Origin of the sequence: uncultured Parasphingorhabdus sp., assembly GCF_963677535.2 — a bacterium.
GTDB lineage: Bacteria > Pseudomonadota > Alphaproteobacteria > Sphingomonadales > Sphingomonadaceae > Parasphingorhabdus.
In genome coordinates this window covers 759,733-781,778 of sequence record NZ_CAXXUT010000001.1, presented here as the reverse complement: position 1 = coordinate 781,778, position 22,046 = coordinate 759,733, and the positions used below count along the sequence as shown (strand labels likewise).

At 59.0% G+C, this 22,046-nt stretch carries 20 protein-coding genes and 1 tRNA gene; 10 read left to right on the top strand and 11 right to left on the bottom strand.

Going from position 1 to position 22,046, the window contains the following annotated elements; genetic code table 11:
• Positions 1-4 precede the first annotated feature (4 nt).
• Together mltG and ACHZCJ_RS03765 are read left to right on the top strand one after the other, a co-directional pair.
• On the top strand, positions 5-976 hold the full coding sequence (mltG, locus tag ACHZCJ_RS03770; RefSeq protein ID WP_321324012.1) for an endolytic transglycosylase MltG: 972 nt from the start codon (positions 5-7) through the stop codon (positions 974-976).
• Between the two features lie 45 nt (positions 977-1,021).
• On the top strand, positions 1,022-2,035 hold the full coding sequence (locus ACHZCJ_RS03765) for a TIGR00341 family protein (protein ID WP_321324010.1): 1,014 nt from the start codon (positions 1,022-1,024) through the stop codon (positions 2,033-2,035).
• A gap of 78 nt (positions 2,036-2,113) precedes the next feature.
• Here the strand turns inward: ACHZCJ_RS03765 and ACHZCJ_RS03760 are convergent, their stop codons facing one another.
• The 6 genes from ACHZCJ_RS03760 to miaA form a co-directional block, all read right to left on the bottom strand.
• Positions 2,114-3,085, bottom strand: a complete 972-nt coding sequence (locus ACHZCJ_RS03760; RefSeq protein WP_159642311.1) for a nitronate monooxygenase family protein — start codon at positions 3,083-3,085, stop codon at positions 2,114-2,116.
• Between the two features lie 79 nt (positions 3,086-3,164).
• Entirely contained in the window at positions 3,165-4,823 is a 1,659-nt protein-coding gene (gene leuA, locus ACHZCJ_RS03755; RefSeq protein ID WP_159642313.1) for a 2-isopropylmalate synthase, read from the bottom strand.
• Between the two features lie 302 nt (positions 4,824-5,125).
• The gene (ilvC, locus tag ACHZCJ_RS03750; RefSeq protein ID WP_089132485.1) at positions 5,126-6,145 is read right to left on the bottom strand and encodes a ketol-acid reductoisomerase; all 1,020 of its coding nucleotides are present in this window, start codon (positions 6,143-6,145) and stop codon (positions 5,126-5,128) included.
• Positions 6,146-6,231: 86 nt separating this feature from the next.
• Positions 6,232-6,747, bottom strand: coding sequence for an acetolactate synthase small subunit (gene ilvN, locus ACHZCJ_RS03745; protein WP_159642315.1), 516 nt, complete (start codon positions 6,745-6,747; stop codon positions 6,232-6,234).
• Positions 6,747-8,492, bottom strand: coding sequence for an acetolactate synthase 3 large subunit (locus tag ACHZCJ_RS03740; protein WP_159642317.1), 1,746 nt, complete (start codon positions 8,490-8,492; stop codon positions 6,747-6,749). The genes ilvN and ACHZCJ_RS03740 overlap by 1 nt, the downstream gene beginning before the upstream one ends.
• A gap of 116 nt (positions 8,493-8,608) precedes the next feature.
• Positions 8,609-9,544: a tRNA (adenosine(37)-N6)-dimethylallyltransferase MiaA gene (gene miaA / locus ACHZCJ_RS03735; protein WP_321324003.1), complete on the bottom strand. Its 936-nt coding sequence runs from the start codon at positions 9,542-9,544 to the stop codon at positions 8,609-8,611.
• Between miaA and serB the strand changes: the two genes are divergently transcribed.
• Positions 9,537-10,418 (top strand): phosphoserine phosphatase SerB, encoded by an 882-nt coding sequence (gene serB, locus ACHZCJ_RS03730; RefSeq protein ID WP_321324001.1) that lies wholly within the window; start codon positions 9,537-9,539, stop codon positions 10,416-10,418. The genes miaA and serB overlap by 8 nt on opposite strands.
• A gap of 7 nt (positions 10,419-10,425) precedes the next feature.
• Here serB and ACHZCJ_RS03725 read toward each other — a convergent pair whose 3' ends face one another.
• Positions 10,426-11,442 carry an SPOR domain-containing protein gene (locus ACHZCJ_RS03725; RefSeq protein ID WP_321323999.1) on the bottom strand — a complete coding sequence of 339 codons (1,017 nt, stop codon included), beginning with the start codon at positions 11,440-11,442 and terminating at the stop codon, positions 10,426-10,428.
• A gap of 252 nt (positions 11,443-11,694) precedes the next feature.
• On the opposite strand from ACHZCJ_RS03725, the gene ACHZCJ_RS03720 reads away from it, so the two are divergent.
• From ACHZCJ_RS03720 to ACHZCJ_RS03710, 3 genes are read left to right on the top strand one after another with little or no spacing between them, the layout of a single operon-like run.
• Positions 11,695-12,417: a ParA family protein gene (locus ACHZCJ_RS03720; protein ID WP_159642325.1), complete on the top strand. Its 723-nt coding sequence runs from the start codon at positions 11,695-11,697 to the stop codon at positions 12,415-12,417.
• Between the two features lie 17 nt (positions 12,418-12,434).
• Entirely contained in the window at positions 12,435-13,088 is a 654-nt protein-coding gene (locus ACHZCJ_RS03715) for a hypothetical protein (protein WP_321323995.1), read from the top strand.
• 59 nt (positions 13,089-13,147) lie between these two features.
• Positions 13,148-14,581, top strand: a complete 1,434-nt coding sequence (locus ACHZCJ_RS03710; protein ID WP_321323993.1) for an SPOR domain-containing protein — start codon at positions 13,148-13,150, stop codon at positions 14,579-14,581.
• Between the two features lie 30 nt (positions 14,582-14,611).
• On the opposite strand, the gene ACHZCJ_RS03705 is transcribed toward ACHZCJ_RS03710, so the two are convergent.
• From ACHZCJ_RS03705 to ACHZCJ_RS03690, 4 genes are read right to left on the bottom strand one after another with little or no spacing between them, the layout of a single operon-like run.
• Entirely contained in the window at positions 14,612-15,832 is a 1,221-nt protein-coding gene (locus tag ACHZCJ_RS03705) for a dihydroorotase (RefSeq protein ID WP_321323991.1), read from the bottom strand.
• Entirely contained in the window at positions 15,829-16,821 is a 993-nt protein-coding gene (locus ACHZCJ_RS03700; protein WP_321323989.1) for an aspartate carbamoyltransferase catalytic subunit, read from the bottom strand. The genes ACHZCJ_RS03705 and ACHZCJ_RS03700 overlap by 4 nt, the downstream gene beginning before the upstream one ends.
• Before the next feature lie 22 nt (positions 16,822-16,843).
• On the bottom strand, positions 16,844-17,308 hold the full coding sequence (gene ruvX / locus ACHZCJ_RS03695; protein ID WP_159647886.1) for a Holliday junction resolvase RuvX: 465 nt from the start codon (positions 17,306-17,308) through the stop codon (positions 16,844-16,846).
• Positions 17,305-18,429, bottom strand: a complete 1,125-nt coding sequence (locus tag ACHZCJ_RS03690) for a DUF3089 domain-containing protein (RefSeq protein WP_321323987.1) — start codon at positions 18,427-18,429, stop codon at positions 17,305-17,307. The genes ruvX and ACHZCJ_RS03690 overlap by 4 nt, the downstream gene beginning before the upstream one ends.
• A 128-nt stretch (positions 18,430-18,557) precedes the next feature.
• On the opposite strand from ACHZCJ_RS03690, the gene gatC reads away from it, so the two are divergent.
• The 4 genes from gatC to ACHZCJ_RS03670 all read left to right on the top strand — a co-directional run bounded on the left by gatC (position 18,558) and on the right by ACHZCJ_RS03670 (position 21,995).
• A complete protein-coding gene (gatC, locus tag ACHZCJ_RS03685; protein ID WP_321323985.1) occupies positions 18,558-18,845 on the top strand; it encodes an Asp-tRNA(Asn)/Glu-tRNA(Gln) amidotransferase subunit GatC in 288 nt (95 codons plus the stop codon).
• On the top strand, positions 18,845-20,329 hold the full coding sequence (gene gatA, locus ACHZCJ_RS03680) for an Asp-tRNA(Asn)/Glu-tRNA(Gln) amidotransferase subunit GatA (RefSeq protein WP_321323983.1): 1,485 nt from the start codon (positions 18,845-18,847) through the stop codon (positions 20,327-20,329). Before gatC ends, gatA begins: the two co-directional genes overlap by 1 nt.
• Before the next feature lie 2 nt (positions 20,330-20,331).
• Positions 20,332-21,819, top strand: coding sequence for an Asp-tRNA(Asn)/Glu-tRNA(Gln) amidotransferase subunit GatB (gene gatB, locus ACHZCJ_RS03675; protein WP_321323981.1), 1,488 nt, complete (start codon positions 20,332-20,334; stop codon positions 21,817-21,819).
• Positions 21,820-21,910: 91 nt separating this feature from the next.
• A tRNA-Leu gene (locus tag ACHZCJ_RS03670) sits at positions 21,911-21,995 on the top strand.
• Positions 21,996-22,046 lie beyond the last annotated feature (51 nt).

The following is a 22,046-nucleotide window of genomic DNA, read 5'->3' as shown; positions in this document are numbered from 1 at the left end:
AATCATGCGCCGTCTCGTTTGCCTGATCTTGGTGGCAGCGGCGGTCATTGCAGTCCTGCTGGGCGGCAGCTTTCTTTATGGCTGGAACGCCAGCGGGCCTCTGGAAGCACAGCGCACGGTCCTGATCAAATCGGGCTCGAGTCTCGCGATGGCAGCGCAGGATCTGGAATCGGAAGGGGTTATAGAATCCGCTGACGATTTCCTGACGCGGGCCAAGATCTTGGGCGGTTCCGAACCGATCAAGGCCGGCGAATTCGAAATTCCTGCCGGCGCGAGCAACGCGCAGATTCTGTCCATTTTGCAAGGTGGCAAGGCGGTGCAGCGCCTGATCACCGTGCCGGAGGGCACGCCGTCGATCATCGTGCACGAAACCCTGATGGCCGAAAAGTTGCTCAAGGGCGATATTCCGGTACCGGCTGAAGGATCGATCCTGCCGGACAGCTACAGTTTCGAGCGTGGCGAGCAGCGCGCCGCCGTCGTGGCGCGGATGCAGAAGGCGATGACGGATACTATCGCCGAGCTGTGGCCGAAGCGCTCCAAGGCCAGCGTCGCCAAAACGCCGCATGAAGCGATCACCCTTGCCGCGATCGTCGAGAAAGAGACGGCGCTGGCAAAAGAGCGCCGGACAGTTGCGGGTGTCTACAGCAACCGGATCCGCAAGAATATGATGCTGCAGGCCGACCCGACGATCATTTATCCGATCACCAGGGGCAAGCCGCTGGGCCGACGCATCCGCCAATCGGAAATCGCCCAGGTCAACGATTATAATACCTATGCGATGATTGGCCTGCCCAAGGGGCCGATTGCCAATCCGGGGCGCCTGTCCATCGAAGCGGTGCTGAACCCGGCGAAGACCGATGCGCTCTATTTTGTCGCCGACGGCCGTGGCGGCCATGTCTTCGCCGAGACGCTGGAAGAGCATAATCGCAATGTCGAGAAATGGTTCGCTATTCGCCGCGCACGCGGCGAAATGTGATATCATGGTGCCTCGCGGTCAGATCGGGGGGAGAAAGAGCAGCTGATGTCGGCAAGACTGGTTGAGATAATCGTTCCGGACGCCGGCGTGGCGCAGGCGAAGGCTCTCATTGCGGAGCATTGCAGCCGTTTCTGGCAGGAGCCGGTACCCGACGGGCTCGAGAAATTTTCCTGCGTCGTGCCCAGCCGCTCGATCGAGTTGCTTATCGCCACGCTGGATGATAATTTCAGGGGGACGGCCGGATTTTCCGTTCTCGTCCTGCAGGTCGAGGCGGTGCTGCCGGAAATTCCGGAGCTGCAGGAGATTGCGCCGCCGACTGCCGGCAACCGGAAGCCGCCAACCAGGTTGGAAGCTTTTTTCACCCGCGACCGGATCAGCACCAACGAATTATATGACGATATAGAGGCCAGCCTGGAACTGCGTCCCAATTATCTGCTGACAGTGATCCTGTCCGCGCTCATTGCAGCCCTCGGCATGCGGAGCGGCCAGACAGCGGTGGTGATCGGTGCAATGATCATTGCACCCTTGCTGGGGCCGACCATGGCGATGGCAATGGCAGCAACTGTGGGAGACAGGCGGCTCGGCCGCAGGGCAATGATCACCCTTGTCACCGGGATATCGGCCGCTCTGGTGTTTACCTATGTGCTCGGCCTGTTCATCGAGGTCGATCCGCTGGTCCCCGAACTCAGAAACCGGACGATCGTGCAGCCGGCGGATATTGCCCTGGCGCTGGCTTGTGGTGCAGCGGGTGTTCTGGCGTTCAGCCAGGGTGCGTCGCTGTCGCTGGTCGGTGTCATGATCGCGGTAGCGCTGGTGCCGCCGATTGCCGCAGCGGGCCTGTTTTTCGGCAGCGGTGAAGAGTCTCTTGGGTTGAGCGCGCTATTTTTGCTGGCCACCAATCTCGTGTGCATCAACGTCGCTGGGATCGCGACCTTTCTGGTGCAGGGGCTCCCGCCAAGAAGTTGGCGCCTGACCAGCGGCATCTTCGTGATCTGGCTGCTTGTTCTGATGCTGTTCGTTGGTCTGGTTGGCGGACGCATCGCCCTGGGAGCCGGCTAAGGTCCCGGTTTCCGACAAAATATCACAGCTTTCCAGCCCGGGCTGACCGGTTTTCAGCCAGCCTCGGGCTTTGCGGCCCTAATAGTTGAACCGTTCTTTCAGGCTTTCGCGCGCTTCGCGATATTCGCGGGTGAACTGGTCGACCATATCCTGCACGCTCATCACGTCGTTGATCAGGCCGATGCCCTGGCCGCAGCCCCAGATGTCTTTCCAGGCCTTTTTCTCGGTATTGCCGCCGGAGCCGAAGTTCATGGTCTTGTAATCGCCCTCGGGCAGATTGTCCGGATCAAGGCCGGCATTTTCGATCGACTGGCGCAGATAATTGCCCTTCACGCCGGTAAACAGGTCGGAATAGACGATATCGGAGGCCTGACCCTCGACAATGCCTTCCTTGTAGCCCTGGTCCGCATTGGCTTCCTTGGTCGCGATAAAGGCGGAACCGGCATAGCCGAGGTCAGCGCCCATGGCCTGGGCCGCCAGAATGGAAGCGCCGTTGCCGATCGAGCCGGAGAGCGCGACGGGGCCATCAAACCATTCGCGGATTTCCTGCATCAGCGCGAAGGGAGAGAGCGTTCCGGCATGGCCACCGGCACCGGCTGCCACCGGGATCAGACCGGTCGCGCCTTTCTCGATCGCCTTGTGGGCGAAGCGGTTGTTGATGATGTCGTGCAGCGTGATTCCGCCCCAGCCCTTGACCGCGGTGTTCAGATCCTCGATCGCCCCCAGCGAGGTGATGACGATCGGCACTTTCCATTTCGCGCAGGTCGCCATGTCCTGGTCGAGCCGGTCATTCGACTTGTGCACGATCTGGTTGACCGCGAAGGGGGCGGCCGGCTTGTCCGGATTGTCGCGGTTCCACGCCGCCAGTTCTTCGGTAATCTGGTGCAGCCATTCGTCGAGCATCGATTGCGGGCGGGCGTTGAGGGCAGGGAAGCTGCCGACGATACCGGCCTTGCACTGCGCGATGACCAGTTCCGGTCCGGATACGATGAACAGGGGAGAACCGATCAGCGGCAGGCGAAGATTGTCGAAAATGGCTGGTAAAGTCATGGCGAACCCCGATTTAAAAGAATATGCCACCGCAATAACCGATACGGTGGCATATTCTACTATTATTTTAACCGAACGCTTAAATTCGGTTCACGGCGCTGAGCAGAGCCTCGACCGAAGCCCGGGCAACGTCGCTGTTTATGCCGACTCCGTAAAATTCTCTGCCGTCATCGGATTTGCACTCGACAAAGGCTGCGGCCTGAGCATCCTTGCCAGATCCCAGCGCATGTTCGGAATAATCCTTGATTTCCAGATGGATCCCCATAGCCGAGGAAACAGCATCCACGACGCTTGAAATCAGGCCGTTGCCACGCCCGCTGACCGATATCTCGCCATCAGGGCCCTTGATCTTTCCGATAAAAATCCGATCGGTGCCAGTCCTGCGTTCTTCATAGTCCACCAGCTCATAGCGACCGCTGCCGTCGATGTGATAGCGTTTCCGGAAGGCATCCCAGATATCTTCCGACGACAGTTCCCGGCTTGTCTGGTCGGCCAGTTCCTGCACCGTCCGGCTGAAATTGGCCTGCAGCCGCTTCGGCAGTTTCAATCCGTGGTCCTGCTCCAATATCCAAGCGATGCCGCCCTTGCCGGACTGGCTGTTGACCCGGATCACCGCTTCATAGTCGCGGCCGAGATCGCGCGGATCGATCGGCAGATAGGGCACGTTCCAGATTTCGTCGTTGCGCTGTTCCTGGGCGGCAAAGCCTTTCTTGATCGCGTCCTGGTGCGATCCGGAGAAAGCGGTGAACACCAGCTCGCCAGCATAGGGATGGCGGGCCGGAACCGGCAGCTGGTTGCAATATTCGACGGTCTTGACGATCTCGTCCATATTGGAGAAATCTATATTCGGATCAACACCTTGGGTGTAGAGGTTCAGACCCAGTGTCACCAGATCGACATTGCCGGTGCGCTCGCCATTGCCGAACAGACAGCCTTCGACGCGATCCGCGCCGGCCATCATGCCCAGTTCGGATGCGGCGATGCCCGACCCCCGGTCATTATGGGTGTGCAGGCTGATCACGACATGGTCGCGCTTGCTGATATTCTTGCACATCCATTCGACCTGATCGGCATAGATATTGGGCGTCGAGGCCTCGACCGTTGCGGGCAGGTTCAGGATCAACGGTTTGTCCGCGGTCGGTTCGATGATTTCCATTACCGCTTCGACCACTTCCAGACTGAAATCCAGTTCGGCGGTGGAGAAGGTTTCCGGCGAATATTCGAAATGCCAGTCGGTGTCGGGATATTTTTCGGCCTGCTCGCGCAAGATGGTTGCGCCTTCGCGGGCGATATCTTTGACGCCCTGCTTGTCGAGCCGGAACACGACATCGCGCCAGGCGGGGGAAACGGCGTTATACAGGTGAACGATCGCGGCCCGCGCACCGGCGAGGCTGGCAAAGCTGGTTTCGATCAGATCGCGGCGGGATTGGGTCAGGACCTGCACCATGACGTCATCCGGTATCTTTCCGGATTTTACGAGCCCGCTGATAAAGTCGAAATCGGTGGCGCCGGCGGAAGGGAAACCGACCTCGATTTCCTTGATACCGATCTTGACCAGCAGATCAAAAAACCGCTGTTTTTTCTGCGCATCCATTGGATCGATCAACGCCTGATTGCCATCGCGCAGATCGGTCGAAAGCCAGCGCGGTGCCTTGTCTATCGTGCGCGAAGGCCATTGCCGGTCGGGCAAGTCGATCTGCGGAAACGGGCGATATTTCTGTGACGGGTTCTTGTGCATCTTTTCACTCTTATGCTGCTGGAAATTGCGCGCAAGGCACAATTCCGGGGATTGCTTATAATATCTGGAAAATCGTCCCTTAGGCGGGGCGCTGCGCCATGCGGGCAGCAGCATTGGTACGCCTAAGGGCGTATAAGTCGTAGCAGCAGGAGAGCTTTGGACCGGGTCATGCAATGCTATCTATCCAGAATGATGAAAAAAGCAACCTCGGCGATAAATTTATCTGGCGAGGCACGCCTGGCGGTAAAGAAAAAGGCGGCGGAGATAGTCTCCACCGCCCGTTTCCCGACCGTCGATATGGTCTAGTTCTTTTCTTTGTCGACCAGTTTGTTGGCACCGATCCAGGGCATCATGGCGCGAAGCTGGGCTCCGGTTTCCTCGATCGGATGGGCGGCAGCCTGCTTGCGGGCCGCTTTCAGTTCCGGCTGGCCGGCGCGATTGTCGAGAACGAAATCCTTGACGAAGCGGCCTGACTGGATGTCGGCTAGTACGCGCTTCATCTCCGCCTTGGTATCGGCAGTAATGATCCGGGGGCCGGTCGTGATATCGCCATATTCCGCGGTGTTGGAGATCGAATAGCGCATGTTGGCAATGCCGCCTTCATAGAGCAGGTCGACGATCAACTTGGTTTCGTGCAGACACTCGAAATACGCCATTTCCGGCGCATAGCCTGCTTCGGTCAGGGTTTCGAAACCCGCCTGAATCAGATGGGTGATGCCACCGCAAAGCACGGCTTGCTCGCCGAACAGATCGGTTTCGCATTCTTCGCGGAAATTGGTTTCGATGATACCGGAGCGGCCGCCGCCAACGCCGGACGCATAAGCCAGCGCTACATCATGGGCATTGCCCGATACGTCACGGTCGATCGCGATCAGGCAGGGGACACCGCCGCCGCGCTGATATTCGCTGCGCACCGTGTGGCCGGGGCCCTTTGGCGCAATCATGATCACGTCGAGATCTTCGCGCGCTTCGATCAGGCCGAAATGGATATTCAGGCCATGGGCGAAGGCGAGGGCGGCGCCCTCTTTCATATTGGCGTGCAGGTCGTCGGCATAAATAGCGGCCTGATGCTCGTCGGGCGCTAGGATCATCACAATATCAGCCCATGCCGCGGCTTCCTGGTTGGTCATCACCTTGAAGCCTGCATCTTCGGCCTTTTTCGCGGTCGCCGAACCGGCGCGCAGGGCAATGGCCACTTCCTTGACGCCGCTGTCGCGCAGGTTCTGGGCATGGGCATGGCCCTGGCTGCCATAGCCGACAATCGCGATTTTCTTGCCGGTGATCAGGCCGAGATCTGCGTCGGCGTCATAATAAACTTTCATTTTTCTTCCTTATATTCAGAGGATTGCGAATAGATTTTGACTGGCTCTATAGCCTGAAAAACCGGCCTATAGAGGATTTGCGCGGTTCATGCCGGTTCCGGTCCCCGGCCAATCGCGACCACGCCGGTCCGACCGACTTCCACCAGTCCGACCTCGCGCATCAGGCCAACGAACGTCTCGATCTTTTCCGGAGCACCGGTAATTTCGAAGATAAAGCTTTCTGTGGTCGCATCGACAACCCGCGCGCGATAAATATCCGCCAGACGCATAGCCTCGATGCGGTTCTCGCCCTTGCCGGCGACTTTTACCAGCGCCAGTTCGCGCTGGACATGCGGTCCGGACTCGGTGAGGTCGCGAACGCTATGTACCGGCACCAGACGGTCAAGCTGGGCAATGATCTGCTCGATCACATGCGGTGGCCCGTTGGTGGCGATGGTGATCCGGCTGACCGCATGGTCTTCGCTGATATCCGCCACGGTCAGGCTGTCGATATTATAGCCGCGAGCGGTGAACATGCCGGCGATCCGGGCCAATATGCCCGCTTCGTTGTCAACAAGAACGGCAAGAACATGACGTTCAACGGCTTCTTCGTGGATATGCATCAGACAAGGGCCTTTGCTTGGTCGTCCATCGTACCCTTCACATCGGCTTCGGTAAGAAGCATTTCGGTATGGGCAGCGCCCGACGGGATCATCGGGAAACAGTTTGCGAGCTTGGCGACGCGGCAATCGACCATCACCGGTCCGTCGGTTTCGATCATCTTCTGGATGCCGGATTCCAGATCGGCAGGATCCTCGATCCGGATACCGGTCCAGTCATAGCTTTCCGCCAGCTTCACAAAATCCGGGAGACTGTCGCTGTAACTATTTGAATAACGGCTTTCATAGGTCAGTTCCTGCCATTGGCGAACCATGCCCATATATTCGTTGTTGAGGACGAAAATCTTTACCGGCAACCGATATTGGGTGGCGGTCCCGAGTTCCTGGATATTCATCTGGATCGATGCTTCGCCGGCAATATCGATGACCAGCGCATCGGGATTGCCCAGTTGCGCGCCGATCGCGGCAGGCAGGCCATAGCCCATGGTGCCGAGGCCGCCACTGGTTAGCCATTTGTTGGGCGATTCGAAATCGAAATGCTGGGCGGCCCACATCTGGTGCTGGCCGACTTCGGTGGTGATGATCGGTTCGCGCTTGTGGGTGGCTTCCCACAATTTGCGGATCGCTTCCTGCGGCATGATTTCGGTCTTGTTTTCGGGATAGTCGAGGCAGTTTGTTGCCCGCCAACCGGTGATCCGGGCCCACCATTCGCCCAGTTCGGGCGTGGCAAAGCGGCGCCCCTTGAGCACGGCGATCAACTGTTCCATCACCCGGCCGACATCGCCGATAACCGGCAGATCGACACGGACGGTCTTGTTGATCGACGACCGGTCGATATCGACGTGGATTTTCTTGCTATTCGGCGAAAAGGCATCGAGCCGTCCCGTGATCCGGTCATCGAAACGGGCGCCAAGGCAGATCACCAGATCGGCCTTGTTCATCGCCATATTCGCTTCAAAAGTTCCGTGCATGCCCAGCATGCCCAGCCATTTGTCCGAAGAGGCCGGAAATGCGCCCAGCCCCATCAGGGTAGACGTGACCGGACAGCCCAGCAATTCCGCCAGTTCCCGCAATGTTTCGCTGGCTTTCGGCCCACTGTTGATAATCCCGCCGCCAGTATAGAGGACCGGCGCTTTCGCAGCCATGATCATTTCGGCTGCGGCGTTGATTGCCTTGAAATCGCCCTCGGTCTGCGGCTGATAGCGCGTATTGGTCCGGGCGCGATTGCTGCCATGTTCGGTCGCGGCGACCTGGACATTCTTCGGAATGTCGATGACGACCGGACCCGGTCGGCCCTGGGTGGCAATGTGGAAGGCTTCCTGGACAACGGGTGCCAGATCGGACGGTTTCTTCACCAGATAATTATGCTTGGTGCAATGCCGGGTGATGCCGACCGTGTCGGATTCCTGGAACGCGTCTGAACCGATCAGATTGGTTGCAACCTGTCCGGTGAAGACGACCATCGGGATGCTGTCCATCAGCGCATCGGTGATTCCGGTAACGGCATTGGTTGCACCCGGCCCAGAAGTGACCAGCACCACGCCCGGTTTCCCGGTAGAGCGCGCATAGCCTTCGGCCGCATGGGTGGCTGCCTGTTCGTGCCGAACCAGGATATGCTTGATCTTGGGATGCTCGTAGAGCGCATCATAGATGGGAAGCACTGCGCCGCCCGGATAACCGAATACGGTATCCACACCCAGATCCAGCAGGGTCTCAACCAATATATCGGCGCCGCTTTTTTCGGCCACATCATGCTCCATCAATGTCTGTTACGCATATTCGCCCGCCATGATGCACTGCAGCACAATAGGCAAGGCTTATCAATTCGGGGCTGGCTACATATCTGAATATGTTATGTCAAGGCCTAAATGCGAAATATAATATCAAATATATGGTCTATATTGATATTATAAACCTCTTCAATCCTGTGCCAATCGGACGGGGTCTGGTTACGGAACCAGGTATATTGCCGTTTTGCATATCGTCGGGTGGCGGTTTGCGCCTGTTCCACCGCTTCGGCCCGGCTGATGTCACCCGCGATCCAGGCCGCGATTTCGGCAACCCCGATAGCCCGCATGACCGGCAGATTTTCTGGGATATTGCGGGACAGCAGTCGCTCCACCTCTTCTCTGGCTCCGCGTTCGATCATCTCGTCAAACCGCCGGTCACAGCGTTCGTACAACCATTCCCGCGGCGGCAGCAGCAACAAGGGATGCAAGGTGATCCGGTCACCGATCCCGCCTGTCTTGTGTTTGTGCCAATGGTCGAGCGCCTTTCCGGTCGAGCGGACTACTTCCAGCGCCCGCTGGACGCGGGTTGTGTCGGTCGCGTGCAGCCGCTCGGCCGAAAGCGGATCCAGCCGCTGAAGCGCGCGATATGCTTCCAATGTTTCCATTTTCCGGATTTCCTGCCGGACAGCCGGCTGGATTCCGGGGATCGGCGCGATGCCATCGAGCAAGGTCCGGACATAAAGTCCGGTCCCTCCAACCAGTATCGGCAGGAGATCGCGTTCATGCGCGGCGGCGATTGCCGTCTTGGCGTCACGGGCCCAGCGTGCAGCGGAACAGGCTTCAACGCCGTCGATATAGCCGAACAGCTGATGGTCGATGCCCTCCATTTCCTGTTCGGTCGGACGCGCGCTCAATATGGTGAGATCGTGATAGACCTGGGCGCTGTCGGCATTGATGATCACCGAGGGTTGCTTTTTGGCGATATCCAGTGCCAAGGCGGACTTGCCGCTGGCCGTGGGGCCTATGACCAGCGCAACATTCTGCTTCTGTTTCGGAGAAATCATGTTCATCGCCACGCTCATAGCAAAAGAATCCCTGAATGAGAGAGATATTCAATCGGCGGTCGCCAGCCTCGGTCGGGCCGGTGCCACTGTGTCGCGCCAGTCCGGTCTGATTGACGGGCGGGTGCTGGATATTTTCTTCGAGGGCGATCCCGGTGCGGCGCGGGCCTGTCTGGAGACGGTTGAAGGCGATATCGACATCGCCGTCCAGCCGGAAGAAAACCGGCGCAAAAAACTGCTGATTTCCGACATGGACAGCACCATGATCACGGTTGAGTGCATCGACGAGCTGGCCGACTATGCCGGCATCAAGACCGAGATCGCGGCGATCACCGAACGGGCCATGCAGGGCGAACTGGATTTCGAAGAGGCGCTACGCGGTCGAGTGGCGCTGCTCAAGGGACTGGAAGTCGCGGCGATCCAGCTCTGCCTGGATGAACGGGTCCGGATCATGCCGGGTGCAGAAACCCTTGTCCGGACCATGGTCCGGGACGGCGGAACGACAATTCTGGTCTCCGGCGGATTCACAAAATTTGCCAGCCCCGTCGCGCAAGCCATTGGATTTGGGTCATTTCATGCCAATGTTCTGGCCGAATCTGCCGGGCTGCTTACCGGCCAGCTGGATGGCCCTGTCGTCGATTCAGCCCGCAAGGAGCAGTTGCTGCAATCCGCTGCGCGGGAAGGCGGGCTAACGCTCGAATCCTGCCTGGCCGTCGGTGACGGTGCCAATGACATCCCGATGCTGCAAAGGGCTGGGCTGGGCGTCGCCTATCACGCCAAGCCCAAGGCGGCGCAGGCCGCCGATGTCGCGATCAGATATAATGATCTGACGGCGCTCCTGTATATTCAGGGAATATCTGCCGACCAGTGGGTCACGCAATAGACCGGGGTTACCGGTGTTTGACGATACAGTCATTGCCCGATGCCTTGACCTGGCCGCAGGTCGAATCGGCTTGCGCACGGGTTCCGAACGGCCCGGCCTGCAAGCGCGTGATGCTGCCCGCCCTGACCAGATAAGGCTGTAGTCCGGCGAGCGCCGAAACGCTGCCCTCCAGTCTGCTCCACAGGCTTTTCGCCTTGTTCTCGTCGCTAAACGCGCCAAGTTGCACCCGCCAGTTGCCCGTCGTCGTGGCGCGCACCGGCGCTGCCGCAGCAACAGGGGCGGTCGGTGCAGGTTGCGGGGCAGGGGCGTAAGTCACGCCAGGCGTAACCGGGCCGGGAGCCGGAACCGGATCGGGTAAAGCCGGACGGGACGGGGGCAATTGCGCTGTCTGCACAGGACCGCTTGATGGTGTTGGTCTCAGACCGCCAATCTGGGCGGTCCTGATCCGCTTTTCATCCTGTTCCATCTGGCCGGCCAGTTCAACCGCGCGCCGCCGGTCCTCGACCGGGATGAAGCGATCCATCTGCGCGAGATTGGATGTCGCTTGCGGCAGCTCCTGCGCTGATGCGCGGGTCATCAATGCATAAGCCTTGATCCAGTCCTTCTCGACGAAATCTCCGTTGAAGTGACCGGTTCCCAGCACATATTGCGCCCGTGGCTCGCCGCGCTCTGCCGAAGCCTGCAGATAGGGCAGGGCTTCGCTCCGGCGATTGTTCTGGAACAACAGCAGACCGTAATTGTCATTGGCCTGCAAATGGCCCTGGTCGGCAGCCTTCTTGTACCAATTCCCGGCTTGCGCCAGATCCTGCGGAACGCCGCGGCCGAGCTTGTAGGCCTGTCCCATGTTGAACTGGGCATCGGCATCGCCCTGGTTGGCGGGGCCGCGCCATTCGTTGATAGCCGTCTGAAAATCGCCACGCCCCCAGGCATCGACCCCGTCCTTTACATCCGCCAGCGCCGGTGCGGCAGCCATGGTCAACGCCAGACCGAGCAAAGGAGCAAAATGTTTACGGGTCTTTTTCATGGAGTATCCTCGATAATCAAATTTCAACAATATCAGCCGTGAATGATTTGCTAAACCCCTGAAACTCTTCAGGTCTAGTAAAAACTGGCAAGCTGGCCCGGGAATCCCCTGCGAAACGAATGTAACCGATAATTTCGCCAACGCAAAATTCCCCTCGATGCTGTTAACCCTATTTTAGCCCTGTTCTGTCACAAAAGCCGCAGATTAGAGATTTTCAGGCAAATATTGCCACGATTGAACAAGGGGAAGAGCGTGCGAGTTCTAGCAATGGCTTCGCAAAAGGGCGGTTCCGGCAAGACGACATTGTCCGGGCATCTGGCTGTGCAGGCACAATTGGCCGGTGCTGGCCCTGTCGTCCTGATCGACATCGATCCTCAAGGATCGCTGGCCGATTGGTGGAACGAGCGGGAAGCCGAGTTGCCGGCCTTTGCGCAAACCACAGTTTCGCGCCTGGCTGCGGATCTCGCGATATTGCGTCAGCAGGGTTTCAAACTGGCGGTCATCGATACACCGCCGGCAATCACCATGGCGATCCAGAGCGTGATTTCGGTTGCCGAACTGATTGTCATTCCGACCCGTCCAAGTCCACACGATCTCAGGGCTGTCGGGGCCACCGTTGATCTCTGTGAACGGGCAGGCAAGCCCCTGATCTTCGTCGTCAATGGTGCGACTCCGAAAGCGAAGATAACCTCTGAAGCGGCGGTCGCGCTGTCCCAGCACGGCACCGTTGCACCGATTACCGTCCATCACCGCACCGATTTTGCCGGCTCGATGATCGATGGCCGTACCGTGATGGAAGTCGATCCGAAGAGCCGTTCGGCCCAGGAAGTCGTCCATCTCTGGTCCTATATTTCCGACCGGCTTGAGAAAAACTTCCGCCGGACGATTTTCAGCGCACCCGCGATGGCACAGAAAGTCAATCCGGGCATCCAGCGGGCTGGCGGCAATTTCGGCCGCCGTGTTGTTGGTTCGTGATGGGGGAGGCTGAGAAAATGAGCGACCCAAAACCCCTAGCATCCCTTTCGTCCAGCCTGCTGGCTCGCAAAGGTGGCGCAAAGCCGGCCATGCGTCGGCAGGGCTTTGCGAATTTTGGCGACCAAGGCGCTGGCTCGGGTGGCGAAATCCACGAGGATCTGGGCTGGGATGACATGGGCTATGATGTCGACCCTGACCATAATGCGCATCCGATTGAACATGTCCACAATCCGCTGGCTGGTGCCATCCCGAATCCGGGTGTCGCGGTCCGGCAGCAGCAGGAAGAAATTGCTGCCAAACTGGGTGTGAAGCCATCGAATGAAGGCGTTAGCGAAGATGAGGCGGAAAAACCCGGCGTGGCGCCGGTAGCGTTGCCGCTATCGACGGAAGCCAAACCACTGGCTGAAAAGCCTTCGGTGCTGGAATCCGCCAGAATAGGAAAAAGCAAGGCCAAGAAGCCGCGCCCGGCGACAAAATCCCGGACCCGCAAGGCAAAAACCGCATTCACGCTGCGGCTGGATCCGGAACGGCATCTGAAATTGCGTCTGGCAACGGCGGTCAAGAATGTCTCGGCTCAGCAATTGGTAACCAGGGCCGTGGACGAATATCTGAAGACCATTCCCGAACTGGACGATCTGGCCGAACGCGTTCCGTCGCGCGGAGCCGCCTGAATCAGGCTTGAAAAGAATATTGAACGGAAACGACTGACTTTTATTGCGAGGGCATAAAAATGAAACGCGATGTAATTTTGAAAATGGCTGCATCCTCCATGGTGTTTGCCACCGTGTTGACAGGCTGCGGCCCCCTTGGCGGCGGCTCGGTAGCCTCCCTGTCCAGCAAGCCGGCAACCGTCAAGGACGGTGCGAAATATGCCAAGAAGGCTGAAAAGGCATTGGCCAAGGGTGATCTCGAAGCTGCAATTGCTTATGCCGAACGTTCGGTCGCCGGCGTGGGTAGCGATCCGGAAACACGGGCGCTTCTCGGCCAGGCCTATCTGTCTGCCGGTCGGATGGCTTCGGCAGAACGCAGTTTCGAGGATGCCATGGAACTCGGCAAGTCGGACGCACGTACGATTCTGAGTCTCAGCCTCGCAAAACTGGGCCAGGGCAAAGCGTCCGAGGCCAAGGCGCTTATCGTCAATAACCGTCAATATATTCCGGCTTCCGACTATGGGCTGGCGCTGGCATTGGCTGGTGACAGCAAGACCGCGATCACGGTTCTCGAACAGGCGATTCGTGAATCCAATGTTACCGGCCGCACCCGCCAGAATCTGGGGCTGGCCTATGCTCTGGACGGTCGCTGGAAAGAAGCCAAGCTGATGGCGATGCAGGATGTTGCACCGGAAACGGTCAATGATCGGGTGATGCAATGGGCACAGATGGCGCGTCCCGAAGCCTATCAGGCCCGCATCGCCACTGTGCTGAACGTGACCCCGGTCGCCAATGATCCGGGTCAGCCGGCGCAACTGGCGCTCCGTGCGAACGTTGTTCCGAGCGATGTCGCCTCATCTCCGAAACAGGATTATGGCCGTGAAGTTGCCAGCTTTGACCGGAACACTCCGCTTCCGGCTGTTGGCCCTGCACCAAAAGCCGGGAATGAGGCTGATTTCCTCGCCAAGGAAAATAACGTGAAAGTGGCTTCCGTGGCGTTGCCAGCCAGCAGCGCGGCTGCAAAATCAGTGGCCAGTGCGGCCGCTGCCACAACGCCCGCCAAACCGACTCCCGCCAATCTCGTCGTCGAGCGCAACCAGCCAGCGCAGGTAAAGACGGCCGCGGTGCAGAACATTCCGGCTGACAAGCCTGTTTTGCAGAAAACAGCTTATCAGCCAGTATCGCAGACCGTAATTCCGACGTCCGGGACGCATCTGGTTCAGCTCGGAGCCTTTTCCTCGGCGGCCAGCGCCAAGCGCGCCTGGGGTATATTGTCCGCCAGGAACAGCGATCTGAAATCGTTCCAATATGCTAGTTCGCGGGTCAACGTAAAAGGACGGACGCTCTACCGCCTCGCAGCCGTCGGATTCGGCAATGCGCAGACGGCCGAAGCCATGTGTTCCGGCATCAAGGCCAAAGGCGGCAACTGCATTGTCCGCCAGGCAAAGGGCGTCAGCAAGGCCGTGCCAACGCGCATGGCCAGTCAGGCTCCGAAGAAACTCGCTTCGCGCTAAATCATCCTGCCATGCGATAAAGGCGGTGGGCTAATAAGCTCTGCCGCCTTTATATATGGCCGTGACCCGGCCTTGGACCGGCAAACCATCAAACGGGGTATTGCCGGCGGCGGCTGCCATTTTCCGTGCATCGACACGCCAGGGCGCATCCTCGTCGATCAGGATGAAATCCGCTTCACAGCCTGGTGTCAGCGAGCCTGCTTCAACCCCGAGTATTTTCGCCGGATTGGTGGACAACAGCTCGAACAGACGTCCGATCGGGATGATGCCGTCACGAACCAGCGTGAGCGACAGGGCCAGCAAGGTTTCCGCCCCCGCCATGCCCGGTGCGGCCTCGGCAAAGGGCAGGCGCTTGTCCTCGGGGCCGCGCGGATCATGACCGGAAGAAATCACATCAATGGTGCCATCTCTGACGGCTTCGATGCAGGCGAGGCGATTCGCCTCGTTCCGCAGCGGCGGGCTCAGCCGGGCAAATGTCCGGAAATCGCTGATCGCGATATCAGACAACAGAAGATGGGCAGGGGTGATCCCGCAAGATACCGGCAGATTTTCCGATTTGGCCGCCCGGATCAGCTCGAGCCCGTCGGTCGTGGTCACCTGACGGAAATGCACATGGGCACCGGTTTCGCGAACCAGCGCGATATCCCGCGCAATTGACAGCGATTCGGCCGCGGCCGTGGCGCTGGCCAGCCCGAGACGCGTCGCGGTCTCGCCATTGGTCGCGACGGCGTCGCCGGTGAGCCCGGCATCCTCGCTGTGCACGATCAGCGGCAGATCAAGCGATTTGCAATATTGCAGCAGGCGCAGCATGATGCCGCTGTCGGCAATCCATTGCCGGCCGGTTGCCACCGCCTTCGCACCGGACCGCTGCATCAATCCGATTTCCGCGAGCTGCTGTCCTTCAAGGCCCTTGGTGGCCGCGGCGATCGGATGTGACCAGAGATCCGGTTTCCCGTCGACGGCATTATGCTTGATCATCGCCGGTAGATCGAGGATCGGGGCCTGATCCGGCATCAGCGCTGCCCGGGTTATCCCGCCAAAACGGAACGCTGGTTTGTCGATCGCAAAAACACCGAGATCGACGATGCCCGGCGCGAGGAGTCTGCCCTGGCAGTCGATTGCCCCGTCTGAGCGATCGTCAGCACCAGTATTGATCGTGGAGATGCGGTCTCCTTCGACCAACAGGCTGCCTTCTACCGGTTGTTGTTCGCCCGGCAGAACCAGACGGGCATTGCCAAAATTCCTGTTCATGACCAGCCCTCCACACCGCGCGATTTGCGGGTCAGGATATCCAGACAGGCCATGCGCACGGCCACGCCCATTTCGACCTGCTCGGTAATCGCGGAATTTTCGAGATCGTCTGCAACATCGCTGTCGATTTCGACGCCGCGGTTCATCGGGCCAGGGTGCATTATCAACGCGTCGGTCTTGGCGAGTTCCAGTCGCTCGCGGGTCAGGCCATAGAGATAGTGATATTCGCGCGGGCTGGGAATGAAGTCACCGTTCATCCGTTCGTTTTGCAGCCGCAGCATCATAACCACATCGCTGCCCTTCAGCGCTTCGTCGAAATTTGTAAACACCTCGACGTTAAACCGGTCAAGCGCGGCGGGGAGCAGGGACGGCGGTGCGCATATCCGGACCCTGGCGCCCAATGTGGTCAGGCAGTAGATATTGGACCGCGCCACCCGGCTGTGCATCACGTCACCGCAGATGGTAACGGTTAGCCCGCTGATCTCTCCCCGGCGGCGCTGGATGGTCAGCGCGTCGAGCAAAGCCTGGGTCGGATGCTCGTGCCGTCCGTCCCCGGCGTTAAGCACCGGACAGTCAACCTTGTCGGCAATCAGCTGCACCGCGCCGGAGCTGCCGTGGCGGATGACAATCGCATCGGCCTTCATTGCGTTGAGCGTAACCGCGGTATCAATCAGCGTCTCGCCCTTCTTGATGCTCGATTGCGCCGCGTGCATGTTAACGACATCCGCGCCCATCCGCTTTCCGGCAATTTCAAAGGACAGCAGCGTTCTCGTGCTATTCTCGAAAAAGGCATTGATGACGGTCAGGCCATCAAGCTTGTCTGCATGTTTGCTGGATTTCTTGTTGAGATCGACCCATTGCTTGGCCTCTTCCAGCAGGAATAATATCTCCCAGGGCTGCAGCCCGGCGATACCCAATAGATGACGATGAGGAAAAGCATCCGATCCGGCTGGAAAGGTCTGCGACGATGCGGTTTTTTGCGATGTCATTAAAGCGGGTTCTATAGTGCCATCATGACAGTGCGGCAAGCCTGTCGATGGCGCCCTGCAAAATATAGGCAGCGGCCATTTTGTCGACCACCTTGGCCCGTTTCTTCCGGCTGACGTCGGAGGCGATCAGGTCGCGGGTGACCGCCTGGGTACTCCACCGTTCGTCCCACAGGAGAATCGGCAGACCGAGTGGTTTGAGGTTCTGGGCAAAGGCGCGTGCGGCCTGGGTCTGCGGGCTCTGGCTACCGTCGAGATTGAGCGGCAGGCCAGCGACCAGTCCGACAATATTCTGTTCGGCAATGACCGTTTTGATGCGTTCCAGATCCTTGGAGAATTTGCGCCGCTCGATGGTTTCCGCCGGCGTCGCGAAGGTCCAGTGCGAATCGCACAGGGCCATGCCCACGGTCTTGGTGCCGATATCCAGCCCCAGCAGCCGCCCGCCATCGGGCAACACAGCGGCAAAGGCCGCAACATCATCGGAGATCAGCGTGCCGGAAATGCTGTTACCCTCCGGCGCGCGTCTGCCCGGACATTGGCCCAGAACAGGCTATAGTCGTAGACATGATAATTATTGCCGGGCAGGGCATAGGGACCGATTTCCGGCGGATCGCCGATCAGCAGAAAACCGCGCGGATCGCATTTTGCCGGAACCGATCCGACGGTGACGCTTGCTTCGCTCAGATCGTCGTTCGGGATAAGCGTGCCGAGATTGGCCGAGGCCGGAGAAGACGAGTTGACGTCGCCGTTGACCGGATTGCTGCACAGTAATTTTGTATCTTTTCGCGGCTCGCCGTTGAAGCCGATGGTCATGTCATAGACCTTGATAATCCGGCCATAATCTGCCGGCTCGGCAAAGCTTTGCCAGGCCATGATGCAGCGGGTCTGTTCGGGCGTTTCGCAGATATCGAGGCCCATTTCTGAAATATCGCTGTCTACCGAGACCGGCCAGCCGACGACATAAGCGGCGACAATCCGGTTGGCGAGCGGTGTGCCCGCGACCCGGTCCTTGAGCAAATTGGTCAGATGCAGACTGCCCTGGCTGTGCCCGGCCAGAATGATCGGCTGATCGCTTGGAATTTCCCCGACAAAATAATCGAAGGCAGCCAGCACGTCCTGATAGGCTGCGTCCAGCGCCCGCTGGCCTTCCGGCTTTTCGGTCAGAAACGCGCCGAGGGTCGCCTGGCGATAGCGCGGGGCCCAGACCTGGCCGACCGCATTGAAGGCGCTGGCCTGCCCGCGCAGGAAAATGCGTGCCCGATCTTGCGATTCCTGATCATTGAGCGGCGCGTTCCAGTGGTCCTTTTTCAGGAAGGACGTCGGATGGACGAAGAAAACGGCAGCCTTTCCGGATTCGGACAGCGGCGGTTCGCTGTCTTCATAGCCTTGCGGTAGCCACAGCGCCGGATTGCCCTCCACCAGTTCAGGCCGCGCCAGCCACATTGACGTATCGGCATAGACGTTATTTTCAAGCACGTCCTGCGCAGTGAACTCGGTGTCGGGCACAAAGGCCACTTCCATCAGATCGTCGCCATAGACCTGATAAACAAATGCGCCGGCGAGCACGAGAATGACCATGCCTGCGACAAAATAGAGAAATTTACGGGCCAAATGACACTCCAACCTATATGCTGCTGCCTCAATCCGCTTGAAGCCGCTCCGCGCCAGTGCTAGCGGCGCTCGGTACACAATATAAATCCAAAATACCCGAAAAAAGATGAACCTGAAAAGAATGAGTCATGTCAATCGATAAGGAAACCGTCAAAAAGATCGCCAGCCTCTCGAGGATCGCGATTACCGAAGCCGAAGCGGATGCCTTCGTGCCCGAACTGAACCAGATATTGGGTTGGGTCGAGCAACTGGGCGAAGTGGATTGTTCGAAGGTCGAGCCGATGACGGCGGTGATCCCGAACAAATTGCGGCTGCGCGAGGATGTCGTCACTGACGGCGAGATTCGCGACAAGATACTGGCCAACGCGCCCGTGGCCGACCATGGCTTCTTTGCTGTTCCGAAGGTGATTGAATAATGACCGCAATATTTGAAATGGGCATCGCTGATATCCGCAACGGAATTGCGGACGGCGAATTCACCGCGAAGGAAGTGGCAGAGACTTTCATCGCGCGGGTGAGCGCGGCCAAGCCACTGAATGCCTTTCTGGTCGAGACGCCGGACCATGCGCTGGCGGCGGCGGAAGCGACCGACAAGGCCAAGGCGGCCGGTGAAACCCTCGGCAAGATGGCCGGCGTTCCGATCGGCATGAAGGATCTCTTCTGTACGCAGGGCGTCGAGACGACTGCGGCCAGCGGCATCCTGAAGGGCTTCGTTCCGCAATATGAATCGACCGTGTCGTCCAACCTGTTCAAGGCCGGCGCCGGCATGCTCGGCAAGCTCAATCTGGACCAGTTCGCCATGGGCTCGTCGAACGAGACCAGCGCTTTCGGCAATGTCATCTCGCCCTGGCGCCGCAACGACGGCGGCAATAGAGATCTGACGCCGGGTGGTTCTTCGGGCGGTAGCGCAGCGGTGGTTTCGGGACGCATCGCGCCAGCCGCCACCGGCACCGACACTGGTGGCTCGATTCGCCAGCCTGCCGCCTTCACCGGCATCACCGGTTTCAAACCGACCTATGGACGCTGCTCGCGCTGGGGCACGATTGCCTTCGCCAGCTCGCTCGACCAGGCCGGGCCGATGGCCCATGATGTCCGCGATTGCGCGATCATGCTCGAATCCATGGCCGGTTTCGATGCCAAGGATTCGACTTCGCTGGACCTGCCCGTCCCCGACTGGGAAGCGGCGCTGAGCAGCAATCTGGCGGGCAAGAAAATCGGCATTCCCAAGGAATATCGGGTCGAGAATATGCCGGCCGATATCGATGCGCTCTGGCAGAAAGGCATCGAGATGCTGAAAGATGCCGGCGCGACCATCGTCGATGTCTCGCTGCCGCACACAAAATATGCGCTGCCGGCTTATTATATCATCGCGCCGGCCGAAGCATCGTCCAACCTTTCCCGCTATGACGGCGTGCGCTACGGATTGCGCGATCTGCCTGACGGAGTAGGGCTGCAGGACATGTATGCCGCAACCCGCGAAGCCGGTTTCGGCGACGAGGTGAAACGCCGGATCATGATCGGCACCTATGTGCTGAGCGCCGGCTATTATGACGCTTATTATACGCAGGCGCAGAAGGTCCGAACGCTGATCTCGCAGGATTTCGACAAGGCCTGGAACAGCTGCGATCTGCTGCTGACCCCGACCGCGCCAAGCGCGGCCTTTGGTCTGGGCGAGAAAAGCGACGATCCGCTGGCCATGTATCTGAACGACGTGTTCACCGTACCCAGCTCGCTGGCCGGACTGCCCGCGATGTCGGTGCCCGCCGGACTTGACGGCAAGGGATTGCCGCTCGGCCTGCAGATCATCGGCAAGGCACTGGACGAGCAGAGCGTGTTCAACGCCGGACTGGCGATCGAAGAACGGGCTGGCTTCGTCGCCAAGCCTGAGCAGTGGTGGTAGAAATGACTGAATCAACATATCGTATCCAGGGCGGAACCGGCGAATGGGAGGTCGTGATCGGCCTCGAGGTCCACGCCCAGATCACCTCCGAATCGAAGCTCTTTTCCGGGGCCTCGACCGAATTTGGCGCTGAGCCGAATACGCAGGTCAGCCTGGTCGACGCCGCCATGCCCGGCATGTTGCCGACGCTGAACGCCGAATGCGTCCGTCAGGCGGTGCGCACCGGTCTTGCTATCAATGCGAAGATCAACAAATATTCCCGCTTCGACCGCAAGAATTATTTCTACGCCGATCTGCCGCAGGGTTACCAGATTTCCCAGCTTTACCATCCGATCGTGGGCGAGGGCGTGATCCAGATTTCGCTCGACGAGAAAGATCCCGACGCCCATGGCAAGGCGATTGGTGTCGAGCGTATCCATATCGAGCAGGATGCCGGCAAGCTGATGCATGACCAGCATCCGACCATGTCTTATGTCGATCTCAACCGCTGCGGCGTAGCCTTGATGGAAATCGTGTCCAAGCCGGATATGACTTCGCCCAAGGAAGCCGCGGCCTATGTTCGCAAGCTGCGTTCGATCCTGCGCTATGTCGGGGCATGCGACGGTAATATGGAACAGGGCTCTATGCGCGCCGACGTCAATGTCAGCGTGCGCAAGCCGGGCGGCGAACTCGGCACCCGCACCGAGACCAAGAATGTCAACTCGATGCGCTTCATCCAGGCGGTGATCGAATATGAAGCCCAGCGTCAGGTCGATGTCATAGAGGATGGCGGTACCGTCGTGCAGGAAACCCGCCTGTTCGATCCGGACAAGGGCGAAACGCGGTCGATGCGCTCGAAGGAAGATGCGCACGACTATCGCTATTTCCCTGATCCCGACCTGTTGCCGCTGGAACTGGAAGATGATTTCATCTTCGACTGCAAGGCGAGCCTGCCGGAACTACCGGATGAAAAGCGCGCGCGCTACAAGAATGTCCTCGGCCTGAGCGCCTATAATGCCGCGGTCCTGACCGCAGAGCATGAAACGGCCCTGTGGTTCGAGGAACTGCTCGAAACCACCGACGAGCCGGAAAAAATCGCCAGCAGCGCGGCCAACTGGGTGACTTCCGAACTTTTCGGGGCGCTCAACCGCATGGGTCTGAGCATTGAAAATAGTCCGGTTTCCCCCGCACAGGCCGCGGAATTGCTTGGTCTGGTTGCCGATGGCACCATCTCCGGCAAGATCGCCAAGCAGGTCTTCGAGATCATGCTCGAAACCGGCGACGGCGCGAAAAAGATCGTCGAGGAACAGGGGCTCAAGCAGGAATCCGACACCGGCGCGATCGAGAAAGTCATCGCCGACGTGATGGCCGCCAATGAAGACAAGGTCGCCCAGTATCGCGACGGCAAGGACAAATTGTTCGGCTTCTTCGTCGGCCAGACAATGAAAGCCATGCAGGGCAAGGCCAATCCGCAGGTGGTGAATGAACTTCTCAAGAAGACGCTGGGTTGATTCGTTCACAAACCCCACTTGCCCTCAACGCGCCTTTCGGCTAGGCGCGCGGGTCAATCGTACTTCGATAGGGTTTTGACGACTTAGCTGGGCGGGCGTGGCGGAATTGGTAGACGCGCCAGATTTAGGTTCTGGTATCTTCGGGTGTGGGGGTTCGAGTCCCTTCGCCCGCACCAAGTTAGTCGCAATATTTATCGAAATAACACCGAATATGAAGGCACCAAAGG